At 47.5% G+C, this 15,746-nt stretch carries 15 protein-coding genes; 4 read left to right on the top strand and 11 right to left on the bottom strand.

The features are described 5' to 3' along the window. Positions 1 to 124: 124 nt before the first annotated feature. The 4 genes from QUB63_RS24770 (at position 125) to rpsU (ending at position 4,526) form a co-directional block, all read left to right on the top strand. The gene (locus QUB63_RS24770) at positions 125 to 1,720 is read left to right on the top strand and encodes a tetratricopeptide repeat protein (protein ID WP_332947980.1); all 1,596 of its coding nucleotides are present in this window, start codon (positions 125 to 127) and stop codon (positions 1,718 to 1,720) included. 110 nt (positions 1,721 to 1,830) lie between these two features. Further along, positions 1,831 to 2,950, top strand: a protein-coding gene (locus QUB63_RS24765; protein ID WP_442921848.1) for a PCRF domain-containing protein whose coding sequence is annotated in 2 segments (ribosomal slippage) — positions 1,831 to 1,904 and positions 1,903 to 2,950 — 1,122 coding nt in all. Because the reading frame shifts where the segments join, the coding sequence is not laid out codon by codon here. 66 nt (positions 2,951 to 3,016) lie between these two features. After that, positions 3,017 to 4,127, top strand: a protein-coding gene (gene prfB / locus QUB63_RS24760) for a peptide chain release factor 2 (RefSeq protein WP_332947979.1) whose coding sequence is annotated in 2 segments (ribosomal slippage) — positions 3,017 to 3,088 and positions 3,090 to 4,127 — 1,110 coding nt in all. Because the reading frame shifts where the segments join, the coding sequence is not laid out codon by codon here. A gap of 204 nt (positions 4,128 to 4,331) precedes the next feature. Continuing rightward, positions 4,332 to 4,526: a 30S ribosomal protein S21 gene (rpsU, locus tag QUB63_RS24755; RefSeq protein WP_006632476.1), complete on the top strand. Its 195-nt coding sequence runs from the start codon at positions 4,332 to 4,334 to the stop codon at positions 4,524 to 4,526. A gap of 8 nt (positions 4,527 to 4,534) precedes the next feature. Here the strand turns inward: rpsU and QUB63_RS24750 are convergent, their stop codons facing one another. From QUB63_RS24750 to QUB63_RS24700, 11 genes are all read right to left on the bottom strand, one after another. Beyond that, a complete protein-coding gene (locus tag QUB63_RS24750) occupies positions 4,535 to 5,998 on the bottom strand; it encodes an AtzE family amidohydrolase (protein ID WP_332947978.1) in 1,464 nt (487 codons plus the stop codon). 14 nt (positions 5,999 to 6,012) lie between these two features. Beyond that, entirely contained in the window at positions 6,013 to 6,189 is a 177-nt protein-coding gene (locus tag QUB63_RS24745; protein WP_332947977.1) for a DUF4089 domain-containing protein, read from the bottom strand. 120 nt (positions 6,190 to 6,309) lie between these two features. Beyond that, positions 6,310 to 6,765 (bottom strand): KGK domain-containing protein, encoded by a 456-nt coding sequence (locus QUB63_RS24740; RefSeq protein ID WP_332947976.1) that lies wholly within the window; start codon positions 6,763 to 6,765, stop codon positions 6,310 to 6,312. A 99-nt stretch (positions 6,766 to 6,864) separates the two neighbouring features. Beyond that, positions 6,865 to 7,317 (bottom strand): hypothetical protein, encoded by a 453-nt coding sequence (locus tag QUB63_RS24735; protein WP_332947975.1) that lies wholly within the window; start codon positions 7,315 to 7,317, stop codon positions 6,865 to 6,867. Positions 7,318 to 7,328: 11 nt separating this feature from the next. After that, complete coding sequence (locus tag QUB63_RS24730) at positions 7,329 to 7,637, bottom strand: hypothetical protein (protein ID WP_332947974.1); 309 nt, start codon at positions 7,635 to 7,637, stop codon at positions 7,329 to 7,331. A gap of 26 nt (positions 7,638 to 7,663) precedes the next feature. Further along, a complete protein-coding gene (codA, locus tag QUB63_RS24725; protein ID WP_332947973.1) occupies positions 7,664 to 8,929 on the bottom strand; it encodes a cytosine deaminase in 1,266 nt (421 codons plus the stop codon). 212 nt (positions 8,930 to 9,141) lie between these two features. Then, on the bottom strand, positions 9,142 to 9,633 hold the full coding sequence (locus QUB63_RS24720) for an ureidoglycolate lyase (RefSeq protein ID WP_332947972.1): 492 nt from the start codon (positions 9,631 to 9,633) through the stop codon (positions 9,142 to 9,144). Between the two features lie 208 nt (positions 9,634 to 9,841). Further along, positions 9,842 to 11,434, bottom strand: a complete 1,593-nt coding sequence (locus tag QUB63_RS24715; protein ID WP_332947971.1) for a cobyrinate a,c-diamide synthase — start codon at positions 11,432 to 11,434, stop codon at positions 9,842 to 9,844. Between the two features lie 247 nt (positions 11,435 to 11,681). Next, positions 11,682 to 13,046, bottom strand: coding sequence for a glucose-6-phosphate dehydrogenase assembly protein OpcA (gene opcA / locus QUB63_RS24710; protein WP_332947970.1), 1,365 nt, complete (start codon positions 13,044 to 13,046; stop codon positions 11,682 to 11,684). Between the two features lie 268 nt (positions 13,047 to 13,314). Next, positions 13,315 to 14,844 (bottom strand): glucose-6-phosphate dehydrogenase, encoded by a 1,530-nt coding sequence (gene zwf, locus QUB63_RS24705; RefSeq protein ID WP_332947969.1) that lies wholly within the window; start codon positions 14,842 to 14,844, stop codon positions 13,315 to 13,317. Then, positions 14,845 to 15,666, bottom strand: a complete 822-nt coding sequence (locus tag QUB63_RS24700) for a hypothetical protein (RefSeq protein WP_332947968.1) — start codon at positions 15,664 to 15,666, stop codon at positions 14,845 to 14,847. Positions 15,667 to 15,746 lie beyond the last annotated feature (80 nt).

The following is a 15,746-nucleotide window of genomic DNA, read 5'->3' as shown; positions in this document are numbered from 1 at the left end:
TCATCTTTGCAGCCTGAAGGCAGGAGGTATAATTTTAGTTTTTAACCCCTCAATCAAAAATCTTGTCATCTAATTCTGTCGATCGCGATTTCAACATTAATCACAAATCAATAGGAAAACACTCATGTACTTAAAATATGAAGATATCAAGAGAGTCAGCGTAGAAATCACTTCTAGGTGCAATGCAGCTTGTCCCCAGTGTCCGCGCACCGACAACCCGATTTTGCCAGCAGCAGAATTAAAGATCGAAGATATTGAGAGAATTTTCCCACAAGAGTTTTGCTCTCAATTGGATTTGGTCTATATGTGCGGCAACTACGGGGATGCTATGACCAGCAATACCACAATTCCCGCGATCGACTATTGGCACCGCATGGGAGTTCCTCAAATCGGCCTGTACACCAACGGTAGCGGGCGCAACCCCGACTGGTGGCGCACCCTGGCACAGACAATGACAGGAGAACACGATTCGGTCACTTTTAGCATCGACGGATTGGCAGACACTAACAGCATTTACCGCCAAAATACCAACTGGGACAGGATAATGCAATCCGTTAATGCCTTTATCCAAGCTGGCGGCAAAGCAGTCTGGCACTACTTGATATTTGAACACAACCAGCACCAAGTAGAAGCCGCGCGGGATTTAGCCAAACAACTAGGATTTGTCGAGTTTGTACCAAAAGCTACCTCTCGTTTTGTGGCGCAAGAACTGTTTACCAAACCGTCTCAAAATCAACAGCCGCAGCAGTCGCAAAACTCCCCGGTAGAGGCCCGGGTAGAGGCCCAGATCGATCGCCCAAACCAACCGGAGACGGCAAATGTGTCAGCCCCTGGGCCTGAAGAAATCGCAGCAGTCAAGTTGCACCGACAAGCCGAGGTATATTTAACCGCAGGGAATCTGTCAGAGGCCATATCCGCCTGCCAACAAGCCCTAAAAATTCAACCTAATTTTGCAGCAGCATGGAAAACTTTAGGAAATGCTTTCCAAGGTACGGGGCGATTGCAAGCAGCAGCCGACTGCTATACAAACGCGCTGAAAATTCAGCCTAATTTTGCCGAAATTTATGCTAATGTAGGCAGTCTTTACGCTCAACAGCAACAGTGGCAGCAAGCTACATCTTATTACCGAAAAGCGATCGCCCTCAAACCAGATTTTGCCGGCGCTTATCGCAATTTGGCTAAAGCATTGACCCAGTTGGGAGAACCAGCACAAGCAAATCAGGCTTGGTATCGCGCAGTAGCCCTCGAAATTCCTCAAGTACCCCCTCAAACTCAACCTCTCCCCTCAAAGCCACAAAGCCCAGACCTCCAACCCCCCTCCCAGGAACAATATCAAAATCCAGAGGGAGAGCAATTTCTCAAAGTTGTAGAAAGCTACGGCGGCTTAAACAATTACTACCGCAACGTAGAAATTAGCTGTCAAACTCAAGCTAGCAAAGATATTTTCATTTCTTTTGAAGCGGAACTCTGGCCTTGCTGTTGGGTAAGCCATACTAAATACGCTGTTTACAACCACACCTACAGACCGCAAATGCTGGCTTTACTTGAAAAGTACGGCGAGGGATTTAATTCTCTAAAAACTAAATCTATCAAAGATGCGATCGCCACTGATTGGTTTCGGGAAGACCTCACAAACAGTTTTTCATGTTCCAAAAGGTTGGACGTATGCGCTCACGAATGCGGTAAAGCTTTCAATTCAACAGGTTCGCAGTACATTTAGCAAGATCCGCGTTCCTGAGCGCTCAAAAAATCTTTCTCAGTTTTTTTGCCACAACAAGTCAGGCACAAGCTAAGATTAATACAATCACCCACAACGCTGGAGAAATCACAGTGGAAGTTCTAGACATCAAACACAATATCGAAACTTTGTGCGATCGACTAACCAACCTACAAGACTGTCTTTAGCTCAGCATTAACCGCCGAGAGCCAAAAGTTACAACAGCTAGCGGCACAGCCGAAATCGGGCAACCGCATCAATACAGGCGAACGGCTACTCCAAGAACTAGACGCACTCCAATCCTATCAGGCAAAACTCAACCAGTGCCAAACAATTTTGGCAGATGCTACAGCAGCACTGGAGTTACTCGAATTTCAAGCCGACGAGGAACTAGAGCAAGAACTTCAAACTAATTTAGCTCAACTCAACTGCTCTCTCGAAGAGTGTGAATTAGAGCAATCCTTGAGCGGGCCTTGCGACAAAAATGGAGCCTACCTGATAATTAATGCAGCAATAGATGACTTAGATGCTCAAGACTGGGCAGAAATGTTGCTGAGAATGTATGCTCGTTGGGGACAAAACCGAGGCTATAGAGTTCTGTTAGTTGAAGATTCCCTATTGGAGTATCTAGAAATTAATTCTGCAATTTTGGTAAGAGGAGGAGTTAATTCTGTAACTTTGGCAATAGACGGACGTTACGCTTACGGCTATCTAAAGTCAGAAACCGGAGTGCATCTACTGAAACGTACATCGCCTTTTAATATTACCAGAAAGCAGGCGAGTTCAGCGACGGTGGAAGTTGTGCCAATGTATGTGGAACTGGAGATTCCACAGCAGGATTTAGAATTAATAATCTTGCCTCGTAGCAACCTGAAGAGTAGTGACCCACTCGAAACTTGGAGGAGGATTGTTCACATTCCTACTGGTATTTCTGCAATATCTGGGGAGGAGCGGAGTCGACTGCAAAATACAGAAAGGGCTTTGGCGGTTCTCACCAGCAAACTGTTTGCTATTATGCAAAGACAAGGAGTTCAACAGCTTGCAGATATTCAGGTCGAGAGCCTAAAAACAGTCCTTAACCAACCAATTCGGGAATATCAATTTGCCAGCGACAGCGCGAACCAGGGCAAAGTTTTGGATGTCCGTACAGGAATCCAAACAACAGCCGTCGCCGACGTGCTCGACGGCAAACTTGACTCATTTATCAAAGCTGGTGTGCTACTGAAACATTGATTTGCACATTTAGAGCAACATTTCAGCTAAACTCGAAAATACACCCCACAACCAGGAGAACTCACAGTGGAAGTTCTAGACATCAAACACAATATCGAAACATTGTCCGATCGACTGGGTACCACCCAGGACTATCTTTGACATCCCCGCACTCACAGCCAAAATCCAAGACTTAGAGCAAATCTGCGCCCAACCAGCATTTTGGGACGACCAAGATCGAGCTCAAGAAACCCTCCAAGAACTCAACGACTTCAAATCTCATTTAGACCAATACCGCGGCTGGCAGACTAGCCTAGAAGACGCTAGAGCTATTTTAGAACTGCTGGAGTTAGAAGCCGACGAGTCCCTGTTCCAAGAAGCCTCATCGAGTCTTTCCCAATTAACCCGCGAACTCGACCAGTGGGAATTGCAACAATTACTGTCCGGGCCCTACGACGAAGGCGGCGCCGTTTTGACAATTAACGCCGGGGCCGGCGGTACAGATGCTCAAGATTGGGCCGAAATGCTGCTGCGGATGTACACCCGCTGGGGTGAAAGTCACGGTTACAAAGTACATTTAACCGAGATTTCTGAGGGAGAGGAAGCAGGTGTTAAATCTGCGTCTTTGGAAATTGTCGGCCGCTACGCTTACGGCTACATGAGGTCGGAAAAGGGCACTCACCGCTTGGTGAGAATTTCGCCTTTTAACGCTAATGACAAGCGTCAAACCAGTTTTGCGGGCGTGGAAGTGATGCCTGTGCTCGATCGATCCGTTAAACTGGATATTCCAGAAAAAGATTTGGAAGTCACGACTTCCCGCGCAGGCGGTAAGGGCGGACAAAACGTTAACAAGGTAGAAACGGCCGTCCGCATCGTTCACCTTCCTACCGGTTTGGCCGTCCGCTGCACCGAAGAACGCAGTCAGTTGCAAAATAAAGAAAAAGCTCTCGCCTTGCTCAAAGCTAGGCTGTTGGTGGTTGCTAGGGAACAGCGCGCCGCCGAAATTGCCGAGATTCGCGGCGACATGGTAGAGGCAGCTTGGGGCAACCAAATTCGCAACTACGTGTTTCACCCCTATCAAATGGTAAAGGATTTGCGAACAGGAGTCGAAACAACTGCGATCGCAGATGTGATGAACGGCGAATTAGACCCGTTTATTCAAGCTTACCTGCGCCAGGAAAATCAGTTGGTCAGTTGACAGTTGACCTGTGACAGTTGACCTGTGACAGTTGACTACTGTGAAGACTTCAGTCGGCAAAAAAGCAGGACTTGCATTCCGAACGATCGAACCAAATTTCTGGTATAATTTTGGGGTTTTGGTCGATCGCCCGACATCCAACAGGTCGCGCCGTCAAAAACCTTGATATGATAAAACTTGATCTAACGAACAAAAGGAGAAAGAATGACCCAAGTTGTAATCGGCGAAAATGAAGGGATCGAGTCAGCCCTGCGACGGTTTAAGCGACAAGTTTCCAAAGCGGGAATTTTCCCCGACATGAGAAAACACCGCCACTTTGAAACCCCCCTCGAAAAGCAAAAGCGCAAAGCTATTGCTAGAAGGACTAAGAGACGCTTCCACCGCAACAACAAACCCTAGAACTAGCACTAAATTGATTCGGCAGATATAATGCCTTGCGATTCTAGTACCGCAGCGACTCGGAGAATCACCGCTTCGCTGTAGGGAGCACCAACAATTTGTACCCCCAAGGGCAAAGCGCCGGGCCGCTGTACGGGCACGCAAAGCACCGGCAAGCCTATAAATGATAGGGGTTGGGTGAACAGTCCCAGATTGGGACGCACTAAGATTTCTTGTCCGGCGACGACCATTTTCTCGACACCAATTTCAGGAGCAGCGATCGGCGTGGCAGGTGCGAGAATGATATCGGTATCTAGGAATATTGCACGAATTCGAGATCGGTACCACTGTCTGAATCTCTGCGCTTGCAAGTACCATGTCGCAGGAATCAGGGTTCCAGCCAAAAAACGATCGCGCGTGGCAGGATCGAAGTCTTGAGGGCGCGATCGCAAATTTTCCAAATGCAAGTTTCCACCCTCGCAAGCAGTAATTATAAACGCTGCCGCCCTCGCGCGATCGGATTCCGGTATCCTAACAGTCGCAAGCCCCCCGATTTTTGGGGGGTTTGTTATTGTTTTTTCCGACTGCATACCACATTTTAAGACATTTGTCAAGGCTCGGGCAACTATTTCTACAGCATCCATTGCTTCCGGTTCGGCCCCTTGGGCGAAATACCCGCCAGCAACAGCAATTCGCAATCCTTCGATGCCTTGATTTAACTGCTGCGAACAAAGTTCTGGCGGGCGTTGAGTGCAAACTGGATCGCGATCGTCCGGGCCTTGCAGGATATCGTACAGCAGCGCCATATCTCGGATCGATCGCCCGAACGGCCCCACGCAATCCAAACTGCTCGAAAACAAAAAAGCACCGGCCCTTGACAAACGGCCGTAAGTAGGCTTAAACCCAAACACACCGCACAAAGCAGCGGGTACGCGGATGGAACCGTTAGTATCGGAACCGAGGGTGAAGGGTACTAAACCGGCGGCGACTGCTGCTGCGGAACCGCCGCTGGAACCGCCGGCGATGCGGGTTGTATCGCGGGGATTGCGAGTCGGGCCGTAGTGGCTGTTTTCCGTGACGAAACCGTAGGCGTACTCATCCATGTTGAGCGTGCCTACAAGGATTGCACCAGCTTGTCTGAGTCGAGCGACCCCCGCCGCGTCTTGGCTCGCCGGAGGGTTGTCAGCGTTGATTTTTGACCCTGCTAGGGTGGTAATTCCGCTGACATCGAAGAGATTTTTGACCGCGAAGGGAACGCCTGCTAAAGGGCCTGGGTTTTCGTTGCGCGCGATCGCATTATCTATCTTTTCGGCTGCTGCGATCGCACTTTCTGCGGTGATAGCTGTAAAGCAATTTAGGGTTTTGTCTCGATCGGCAATTCGTTCTAAAGCAGCATTTACAACCGCTGTCGCTGCAATCTTACCACTTTTAACCGCCGATGCTGTGGCGACTGCATCCGCTCCTGCTAAAAATTTGGCTTCATCTGCGTTCATCGGCGGTTAAAAATCTAAGGTTCAAACACTGGCGCAGCTTCGATTTCTGGGGGTAAGGGGAATTCTGTAACGAGTCGGGCGATCGCCGCTATCCTCTCGAAGTTTACCACAACACCGGGCCGATGTTCCGGGTCTAACGGTAAGTTTATCAGTTCGGCAGTGCGATCGACATATTCTTCTACATTTACCATGAGTCCCTCTCAAAAAAACATCAGCGTTCATCCGCGTACATCCGCCCCCATCTGCGGTTAAAAATCTAAGATTCAGATATAAGTGCGATCGATTATTGTATTGTAAGCGCGATCGGGCTGTCAGTTGTTATTGCTCAGTTTTTTGTATTCCTCGGATTGTCTGATATCATCTAAAGGAGATTTTTGCTTTGCTGGTTCATCTGGAAAAAACTTTATAGATGTCTGCGTTTTCCCAGAATATTCTAAACCTCCATTAATTTCTATTTGAAGCTTTCCTTTTTGCCAACCTTTAGAACCAATTTTGAGAATTTGACAAGCGATTCCTTGTTGAGAGGTTTTCCAGGTTATATTCCCTCCCCTAATTTTTGTTTCTTCGTTAATCTGTAGCTCTTCCATCATCGTAGAAATCGTATCATATCGATTCTTATCTACAGAAATATCAAGTATACTCCTAAACTTGCTAGCGGCTAGCTCTTTCAATCGGCGCACCGTAAAAGTAGCTTTACCCAATAACAAAACATCATCATCGCCGTTTAGTATCTCATAGCTTCTATTTAGTTCATTTTTTTCGTTCATTTTTATTCCCCAATTCTAGTTATTCCTCTTTGATACCATTTCAAGGTATCTGAGTCAAGGTGGTAAAGAAACAATTTGCGATAATCACACTTTTCCAACTCAAACACTGACATTTTCCCGCAACTTCTCAACTGCAACATCCAGCGGAGGCAAAGCAAAATCCTCAGCATCCATTAATTCCTTAACCTTCTCAAAAATCTCAACCTCCGCCTCTTCCTGATCCGTCAGCTTATCATAAAAATAAGGGTCAGTAAACCACTGCTCAAAGGCTATCATTAACAAACCATTGGGCGAAAGTTCAAACCGCCAATACTTAGAAACCCTACTGTCAACCACTTCAAACAGCGGTGCCGGATTATGGATAGGATAATAGCTGTAATTATCATTGCAGATGTAGTACCAAATAGTGCCTTTCCATTCTCGGATAGCATAAACAACATATTCCTTGCCTATAGTTAGTGGCAACTCAACTCTTCTAGTATAACCGCGTGGCGGATCTATATATATTTCAGGCAGAGATTCACCCGTATTAGCAATACAACGAATTTTCATAACTTGATTACCTACAGATTTTTAGGGGCTGTTTTGGGATACTGTCGCTTGAACTTAAACTCCACATCTTGAAGAGTCTGACTGTTCCGAAACCAATGGACTTGTACAGAAGCTCCATTAATTTCAAAAGCCTCAATACTTGTCATTTTATCCCAATCCTCAGCATTTCCGCCATAAACAGCAATAAGTCTCGCTGCATCTCCCAACAATCTATCTGTACCGCAATGAATTACTATGCAATTACCAGCCTTAGCATCTTGCAGGAGCAATTGCTCTGGTAAATTTCTCGGACTTTCATCGGGAATAGCACCTTGATTCACAATTTAACAGCTTCAAATATTGTTTGTCAAACAGGATAAAAACTAATTTTAGCAGGTTCAGTTTCCGCCAGCAACTTACCCCGCGAAATCACATACCGAACCGCAGCCCGCCTCCTAATTGCATCATAACAATCCTCAGCATCCAACACAATCAAATTTGCAGGTTTCCCCGCCTCTATCCCATAATTCTCATCTCCCAGATTGAGAGTTTTAGCACCGTTGACAGTCACCATATTAAAACAAGCTGCAATCTGGGCCATTCCCGTCATCTGACAAACATGAACCGCCATATAAGCGACATCCAACATATTTCCCGTACCTAAACTATACCAAGGATCTTGCACGCAGTCGTGGCCAAAACTCACATTCAATCCCTGCAGCCACAACTCCTTAACCCGCGTCACCCCACGGCGTTTGGGATAAGTATCAGCGCGGCCTTGCAGGGTGATATTAATTAAAGGATTGGCAATGAAATTAATTCCCGATTTTGCCAAACTTCCCATCAGCTTAAAAGCATAAGCATTGTTATAAGAACCGAAAGCAGTCGTGTGACTCGCCGTCACCCGGGAACCAGCACCGCTTCTAATCGCACAAGCGGCTACCACTTCCAAAAACCTCGACTGTTCGTCATCTATTTCATCGCAGTGTATATCTATTAATCTGTTGTATTTTTCTGCGAGTTCAAATATGCGGTGAACCGACTTCACCCCATCTTCCCGCGTCAACTCATAATGCGGAATCCCGCCCACAGCATCCGCACCCATATCCAGAGATTTCTCTAAAAGTTTGTCATTTTCTGGACTTCCGTAAATCCCGTCTTGGGGAAAAGCCACAACTTGCAGAGTTATCCAATCTTTGACTTGTTCTCGAACTTCCAAAAGTCCTTGCAAAGCAGTCAGCGTCGGTTCGCTAACATCAGCGTGACTCCTGACAAACAAAATCCCTTGAGACGCTTGCAGCCTTAAAGTTTCAACAGCCCGTTTTTTGACATCATCCAGAGTTAAACTTTGCTTGCGTTCCCCCCAGATTTGAATTCCCTCGAACAAAGTGCCGCTTTGATTCCATCGCGGTTCCCCCGCAGTCAAGGCAGAATCGAGATGAATGTGCGACTCCACAAACGGGGGACTGACTAAATTCCCTTGAATGTCGATTTCGCGTTCGCCAAATTCTGAGATGTGCGGCGAAACGGCGACTATTTTGTCCCCATCAATAGCGATATCCACTGTTTGACTGTCGATCGCACCTAACAAACGACATTGGCGCAGAACAATGCTATACTTTTGCTCAGGCATGACAATTGCACCTAAATTTAACACTGGTAAACGCGATCCTTCCTAGTTGCTACTCAGCCTAGTGAGACCAAAAGAATTCCCCAATCACTTGCCAACCCCCTCCTTCTCCTCCTCTGCGTCCTCTGCGCCCTCTGCGGTAAAAAAATCTTACTCAAAAAACCAACCTATAACAATAATCACCAAAAAGAAAGCGCAACTACAAATCGCCAACATTAGACAATCTCAAACACCAGATTGTGATGTTTCACAAAATCAAAAGTAAAATGGTCAACCACATTAGTATCGCTCAATTCCAGATTGTAAAAATCAACAAAATCCGCATCAAAATACGGCCCAGCGTGCCAAGTCCCCACATCTAACTTAATAAAACAATTGCCCGGAATCCGAAAAGCAACAATATCATCTAAACTCGGTTTATCCATATCCCCAGGAGGCGCAACCGCCATCAACCAATCCTTCCCCTCCAAAGAACCCAAACACTGAGTACATTGAACGTGCCGCGTAATTTTGCCAAACTTGCGACCTTTCTCCTGCTGCCGCATAAGGTAAAATCTAGGAACACCATTTTGCAAATTTAACTGAGCATCCTCAGCATCGAAAGACTTGCCATCAACAGCCGCAAAGATCACTTGACCGTAACGCCGAAAATTATCCGGTGTCACCCATTGCGCAAACAACTGCTTAGTCGAAATTGCTTCGCTCATAAATCCCAACATCCCTAGCTCGATCCGTCATCAATATTCTAATATAAATAGTAAGACCACTTTATTTATACTCTGGGCGCAGCCAGGAATAGGCTTTTCGACTTCCCAAAAAACTTAATTGATTTACTGCCAAATCGCTACAGACATTACCTATATTCTGCTTCCTCTTCATTCTATTCCTTCGTGTCCTTTGCGTCTTCGCGGTTCGTTAAAAAGATATTAATTGAGATCGATCGCCCAAAACACCCTTATAATAAAAATCAGCACACTGCTGCAAAAAACGAGCCGGAATATCAGGACGAGCACCCCAATGCAAATGCAAATAAGAAGCGTGCACCTGACAAACTCCCCAACCTTCAGCAACCGCCTCAACCTCCCCTCGGTTGCCATACCTCCAACTGTGATAAACTGGATTGGTCGGTTCCACTGTTAAATGCGATCGATGAAACTCATGTCCCCAAACCTCATCAAAAGCAGTTAACACCGAACTATCCCTCAGGGCCACAGCTTCTCGGTATCCCAGCGTCAAACGCTTTCCCATCGCAGCAGAAGTTTCCAACACACCCACCCCTTGCCAAGAATTGCCATCGAAGTCTACAATAGAATCGCACAAGTACATCAAACCGCCGCACTCCGCATAAGTCGGCATTCCCGAAAAAATAGCACTTCTTACCGCATCCCGAATTAAAACATTACCGCTCAATTTTTGAGCAAACACCTCGGGAAAACCGCCGCCAAAATATAACCCTTGCACATTGTCAGGAAAAACCGAGTCATCAAGGGGACTCCAAAATACCAACTGAGCACCCAACTCTTCCAACAAATCAAGATTGTCCTGATAGTAAAAATTAAAAGCCCGATCGCGCGCAACTGCAATCCTCACTCCAAATTGTTTACCCAAAGAGTTGACAACATCATCTTTTTGAGTTACAATAACCGAAGGGAGAGTGTGCCTACCAAAAAGTTGCTCAGACCCCTCACCCCCCCCATTTCGAGTTGCAGCCAACAAAGGCAAAAGTTGCTCCCAGTCAAAACTAACAGCAGCCAAATCAGCCAGTCGATCGATCGCAGCATGAAGATTCGGCAACTCCTCAGCAGGAATCAGCCCCAAATGTCGATCGGGAATCGTCACAGCCTCATCCCTACGTAAAACCCCCAAAATCGGTAAATTGAGCGGTTTGAGAGCATCTGTCAGCAACTCCAAATGTCGGTCGCTCGCCACCCGATTCAGCACCAAACCCGCGAAATTAAGATTTGGGTTAAAAGAACGAAAACCGTGGGCGATCGCAGCCACAGAACCAGAAAGTCGGCTGCAATCAATAACAAACAATACCGGCAAATTCAACAAACAAGCAACATGAGCCGTAGAAGCAAAGGAAATAGAATAATGTTCTTTTCCTTGTGCTTTCATTACATCCGTTACATTCCCTACATTGCCTGTTGCCCAATTTCTATCCGTTACATCCGTTAAATCCGCTACCCCATCCGTTGCCGAACTTCCTTCTTCCTTCTTTCGAGAAACCCCATCAAATAAACCCATTACCCCTTCAACCAAAGCACAATCGACATCTTGAACATGACGGGAAAAACACTTTTTAACATAAGATTCAGACGTTAAAACCGGGTCTAAATTTCGACAGGGGCGGCCAGTAACAAAAGCGTGAAACATCGGATCGATGTAGTCAGGGCCGACTTTAAAAGACTGCACGTTCAAGCCGCGGCGGATTAAATAAGCTAAAAGGGCGATCGTTACAGTGGTCTTTCCCGCCCCGCTGCGTTCGCCAGCAATTACTAAAGCCATATTTCTAGATTAGTCATAAAAAATACTGAAAATAGATGGGTAATTGGTAATTGGTAATTGGTAATTGGTAATTATCAAGCCACACCTCACCCAAACGAAGCAATCTCATAACTGCTAAAAAAGTAGGGCAGACATTGCCTGCCCCACTGAATATTAACTCAATCCGTCTTCCTTATTCCTTTCTGCTTATTCCATCCATCCGTTACATCCGTTACATCCGCTACACAATCCGTTGCCGAACTTCTCTTTACCGCTTAGCCAACTTCAGCATTTGAGCCGTCACCGCCAAACTTTCTTCGTAAAGCACATCTCGGCCCCAACTCTGCAAGTGCTGACCCAGCAAATGTTCCGTCACCTGATCGAACAGAGGAGTCACCTGGTTAAATCGATCGGTTTGAGCGCCGCCCTTCATTTCCATCCGCATACAGCCCCCTGTTTCCGAACACAGAACAGTACCGCAATCGGCCTTCTCGTTGGTCGAATTCAAACGCAGAGCAATCAAATCGCCTGGGACATCGCCCGTATCGGCAGTAGGAATAGCAGCTAACTCGGCTTCTACAACCCGTTCGTCCGCACCCGCAAATTTAATCCGCTTGATTTGATAATCCCCCTCCTCTTGCTTGAAAGCAACCGGACGCCACTGCATACGGCTCGCCAGCCAGCCTAAATACATCAGCGCTTGAGTAGAATTTCCTTGTTCGTAATCGATCGTCACTCGATCGATCTCCCGAATTGCCGCCCGACGTTCCGGCGGATCGAACGCCTCAGCAGCTAACTCTTGCCACGCCGCCAGCCTGCGCCAATTCAGATCTGCGATCGGAATTCCCTCCTCGATCAGACTTTGCATCAACAGCAATTCCGCTTCAGACTCGGCAAAACTGCTAGAGTCGATAATCACAGAACTGCTAGTTTCCGCCAGCCGCTGAAACAAACCTCGATCGGCATCGGGATTTGCCTTCCACCACAGCAGCGTCGGCAAATCCGCGATCGTTAGCGCTGTCACGATCGCGCTCACCCGTTCTAGAGCAGCTTCCGTTCCCCGCAGCGTAATGTACTCGCAGCAGATTAGATTGCCGCTGCCCCGCTTGTGCACGGGACAGTAAGCAGCCACTTGAGCCTGCACCCCCGTATCTTCCCCCGCCGTCGGACACAGAGCAATAATCCGGCAGGGATTCGCCGCCACGATCGCATCAGCCACCCCCGATCCCCCGGAGCCCAAGCCAGTCGGGCCCAAAAGCTCGCCGCTGGAATTTTTGCGAGCCACTTCTTCCCGCAAAGTCGCCAGCAATTCAGCGTTAGGTTTGCCAGTTCTCGGCATTCCGTAAGCTTTTTGAGCCGCCCTGATGCTAGATGCCGTCATCGGCCCGGTAATACCGTCCACCGGCCCGTCGTAAAATCCCAGATCCGCCAATAACTGCTGAGTTTCTTCCGGTTCGTACACCACAAAAGTAAAAGTTGTTGCCCTAGTAGCGATCGGAAAATCGCCCTTTGACCCGGATTCTCTGTAACTTTCCCAGATTTGACTCAGTTCTGCCTCTATCTGGTCGAGCGACACATCTTTAGGACTTTGCAGCGAAACCAGAGGCGGAGCTTTCATCGGTGTCATCGTCATAAATCTTGTCTCCTTTCTTATTAGTTATTAGTCATTGGTCATTGGTCATTAGTCATTAGTCATTAGTCATTGGTCATTGGTCATTAGTAGATTTGAATTGCATAAATCTTCGATCCAAGAAGACGAAACCGCTCCTTAACGCCGATTAACGCAGATGTATTTCCTGTTATGGAGAGCGAATTCTGGCAATTCAATTCGTTTCATAACTACTGCTGACAACTGACAACTGTCACAGGTCAACTGTCACAGGTCAACTGTCAACTGACTCTTAAAGTCTGCGCCACTTGCGGCCGTCTCTGTTAATCAGCAGTTCTGCTTCCGCCGGTTCCCAAGTACCCGCTTCGTATTTAGGAACCAGTTCCTGTTCGTTGGACGATTCCCAAGCCATCAGCGCCGGCGTTACCACCCGCCAAGCTTCTTCTACTTCATCAGAACGGGTAAACAAAGTTTGGTCGCCCAGCATACAGTCAATTAACAGTCGATCGTAAGCATCCGAAGATGTCACCCCAAACGAAGAACCGTAACTGAAATCCATATCCACCGTCCGCGTCCGCAAATCCGGTCCCGGCATTTTTGCCTCAAACCTCAGCGAAATCCCCTCGTTGGGATGCACGCGCATCGTCAAAACGTTAGGAGTAGTTTGTTGGGCAGCAGACTGAAAAATTAACAGCGGCACTTCCCGAAACTGAATCGCAATTTCGCTAACTTTTTTCGGCAACCGCTTGCCGGTGCGCAGGTAGAAAGGCACTCCCTGCCAGCGCCAGTTGTCAATCATAAACTTCATCGCCACAAAAGTCGGCGTCGTCGAGTTGGGAGCAACCCCCGGTTCATCGTGATACCCCGGCACGGGTTTGCCCTTCATCCACCCTGCGGAATATTGACCGCGAATCGCCGAGAATTCCAAGTTATTCAAATCCGCCAAGCGAGTTGCTTGCAGAACTTTCATTTTTTCGGTGCGGATGCTGTCAGCGTCGAGGGAATTCGGCGGTTCCATCGCCGTCAGACAGAAAATCTGCATCAAGTGGTTTTGCAGCATATCCCGCAACGCCCCAGAGGATTCGTAGTAACCCGCCCGGTCTTCTACGCCCACTGTTTCTGCAACCGTAATTTGTACGTGATCGACAAATTGCCGGTTCCACAGCGGTTCAAAAATCGCGTTAGCAAACCGGAACACCATTAAATTCTGAACAGTTTCTTTACCCAAATAATGGTCGATCCGGTAAACTTGCTGTTCTTGGCAAACCTGCTGCACGACTCGGTTGAGAGCTTTTGCCGAACTCAAATCCCGGCCGAAGGGTTTTTCAATTACCAAGCGGTGTTTGACTGGATCTGCCAGCAGCCCGGCAGCCCCCAGTTGCCGAATCGCTTCTGGGAAAAAGTTCGGGGAAACCGAGAGATAAAAGATGTGGTTGCCGCGAGTTCTCCTTTCTTCATCGAGTTCGGCTAAGAAAGCTTTGAGTTTTTGATAGCTTTCGGGGTTGTCAATGTCGCCCGGACAGTAATACAAGCCTTTAGCGAAATCTTGCCACAATTCCTCATTGCCAATACCGCCGCCAAATTCTTCGATCCCGAACCGCATTTGCTCTCGGAAGTAATCGTGACTCCAGGGACGGCGCGCCACGCCTACGACTGTAACTTCTGGCGGCAAACGCCGATCGCGCCTCATCTGATAAATTGCTGGTACCAGTTTGCGCTGGGTGAGGTCTCCCGAAGCTCCGAAGATTACCAGAATTTGCGGTTCCGGCATCCGTTCCTTTCGCAAACCGACCCGCAGTGGATTTTCTAGTAGCGTTACCATTTATTTTCCTTTTGCTTCTAGTGCTGTTAGTCTTGCCAATACCGCGTGATAGTTGGCTGTCATTTCTGCTAATTGCTGGGTTAGAGAGTTAATCTGTCCTTCGTATTCAGCTTTGACTTCCGCCCGGATTTCCTCTCTGAGTTCTGCCCGGATTTTCACTCTTTCAGCAGCCAGTCGAACTTCCCAATCTTTATCGCGTTGTCGCAATTCAGCTTTTAGCGGCCTGTTTTCGGCCCTCAATTGCTCCAATTCCAGCGCTACCGCAGCAGCACGCCGATCCCTTTCTCTGTTTTGCTCTCGGATTTGCTGTCTCAGGCGCTGATTGTCCGATCGCAACCTCTCTAATTCTGAATCAGTATCCTTGGGAGTTCGATCGCTTCCGTCTGAAGGAAATCGCTCCTCAACCAACCGCTTAATCGCAGCACCCGTGGGAATCCCGTTGGGGGATGACTCTACTGCCTCTTGCCAGATTTGGATTTGTAATTCTGGGGACAGTTTGGTCAAAGGACGAACTTGATTTTCCTTTTTAGGCAAAATGTGCGCAATTGCGCACAAATTTTCCATCACTTGGGCTGCTTCAATAAATTGATAGGCTGTCCGCCTTGCTATGTTCCACTTTTGTAAGCAATAAGCCTCAAAGGTCTTGTGGGTTTCCCGGTACAGTTTCCGTACTAGAATTTCGTCAAGAGCTTTTCCAACTTCGTAAAATGTTTGAAGTCCTTTTTCTACAATGGATTCCAGTTCTTGAAGCCTAGCCCGTTCAGCGACATCAAGTTCGTCTGTTGGATGGTTGCTCTCTATTAGATTATTGGTAATCTGCATAATCATGCCTCAGCGGTTGGAGATGGAGAATTCCAGTTGTATATCCGGCTCAATTCCTGCTCTGGGACAAAAGAGATTTT

It is taken from the genome of Microcoleus sp. ARI1-B5, assembly GCF_036705795.1.
Classification (GTDB): domain Bacteria; phylum Cyanobacteriota; class Cyanobacteriia; order Cyanobacteriales; family Microcoleaceae; genus Microcoleus.
Note: the sequence above shows the minus strand (reverse complement) of the source record. Positions and strands in the feature narration are given on the sequence as shown.

Excerpts from the sequence above, each read along its gene's own strand:
- QUB63_RS24770 (WP_332947980.1), top strand. The coding sequence starts at position 125 with ATGTACTTAAAATATGAAGATATCAAGAGAGTCAGCGTAGAAATCACT.
- rpsU (WP_006632476.1), top strand. The coding sequence starts at position 4,332 with ATGACCCAAGTTGTAATCGGCGAAAATGAAGGGATCGAGTCAGCCCTG.
- QUB63_RS24750 (WP_332947978.1), bottom strand. The coding sequence starts at position 5,998 with ATGAACGCAGATGAAGCCAAATTTTTAGCAGGAGCGGATGCAGTCGCC.
- QUB63_RS24745 (WP_332947977.1), bottom strand. The coding sequence starts at position 6,189 with ATGGTAAATGTAGAAGAATATGTCGATCGCACTGCCGAACTGATAAAC.
- QUB63_RS24740 (WP_332947976.1), bottom strand. The coding sequence starts at position 6,765 with ATGAACGAAAAAAATGAACTAAATAGAAGCTATGAGATACTAAACGGC.
- QUB63_RS24735 (WP_332947975.1), bottom strand. The coding sequence starts at position 7,317 with ATGAAAATTCGTTGTATTGCTAATACGGGTGAATCTCTGCCTGAAATA.
- codA (WP_332947973.1), bottom strand. The coding sequence starts at position 8,929 with ATGCCTGAGCAAAAGTATAGCATTGTTCTGCGCCAATGTCGTTTGTTA.
- QUB63_RS24720 (WP_332947972.1), bottom strand. The coding sequence starts at position 9,633 with ATGAGCGAAGCAATTTCGACTAAGCAGTTGTTTGCGCAATGGGTGACA.
- QUB63_RS24715 (WP_332947971.1), bottom strand. The coding sequence starts at position 11,434 with ATGGCTTTAGTAATTGCTGGCGAACGCAGCGGGGCGGGAAAGACCACT.
- opcA (WP_332947970.1), bottom strand. The coding sequence starts at position 13,046 with ATGACGATGACACCGATGAAAGCTCCGCCTCTGGTTTCGCTGCAAAGT.
- zwf (WP_332947969.1), bottom strand. The coding sequence starts at position 14,844 with ATGGTAACGCTACTAGAAAATCCACTGCGGGTCGGTTTGCGAAAGGAA.
- QUB63_RS24700 (WP_332947968.1), bottom strand. The coding sequence starts at position 15,666 with ATGCAGATTACCAATAATCTAATAGAGAGCAACCATCCAACAGACGAA.